At 64.9% G+C, this 811-nt stretch carries 1 protein-coding gene; it reads right to left on the bottom strand.

The features are described from left to right. On the bottom strand, positions 1 to 800 hold an 800-nt coding region (gene glyA / locus CIK75_RS03715), incomplete at its 3' end, for a serine hydroxymethyltransferase (RefSeq protein WP_241895275.1). Positions 801 to 811 lie beyond the last annotated feature (11 nt).

Here is an 811-nt window from a genome sequence, read left to right as displayed (position 1 = left end):
GCGACCGCCTTACCGGCGATCACATGCTCCAACGGCCCGCCCTGCTGACCGGGGAACACCGCCGAATTGATCTTCTTGGCAATATCGGCGTCATTGGACAAGATGATCCCGCCCCGCGGGCCGGCCAACGTCTTATGCGTGGTGGAGGTGACCACATGGGCATGCGGCACCGGGGAGGGGTGCAACCCGGCAGCGACCAGCCCAGCGAAATGGGCCATGTCCACGAACAGGTACGCCCCGACCTTGTCGGCGATCGCCCGGAACCGTTCGAAGTCCAACTGGCGGGGGTAGGCCGACCAGCCGGCGACGATCATCTTGGGCTGGTGCTCGATCGCCAGGGCCTCGACCTCGTCCATGTCGATCCGCAGATCGGACTCGGAGACCGAGTACGGGACGATGTTGTAGAGCCGTCCTGAGAAGTTGATCTTCATCCCGTGGGTCAAGTGACCACCATGGGCCAGGTTCAGGCCCATGACCGTGTCCCCGGGACGGATCAGTGCGTGCATCACCGAGGCATTGGCCTGGGCACCGGAGTGTGGCTGGACGTTCGCGTAGCCGGCACCGAAGAGGGCCTTGACCCGCTCGATCGCCAAGGACTCGATCACGTCGACATGCTCGCAGCCGCCGTAGTACCGGCGCCCGGGGTAGCCCTCGGCGTATTTATTAGTCAGCACCGAGCCCTGGGCTTCCATGACCGCTTGGGCCGTGTGGTTTTCCGAGGCGATCATTTCCAGACCGTCCTGCTGGCGGGCCAGCTCGGCATCGATCCGCGAAGCGACCTCGGGATCAAGCTCCGCCAGCGGGGCCGTCA

The sequence above is a fragment of the Glutamicibacter sp. BW78 genome (genome assembly GCF_002332245.1).
Taxonomy (GTDB): Bacteria; Actinomycetota; Actinomycetes; order Actinomycetales; family Micrococcaceae; genus Arthrobacter_H; species Arthrobacter_H rhombi_A.
The sequence above is the reverse complement of the archived record's forward strand: the minus strand, read 5'-3'. Positions and strand labels throughout refer to the sequence as shown.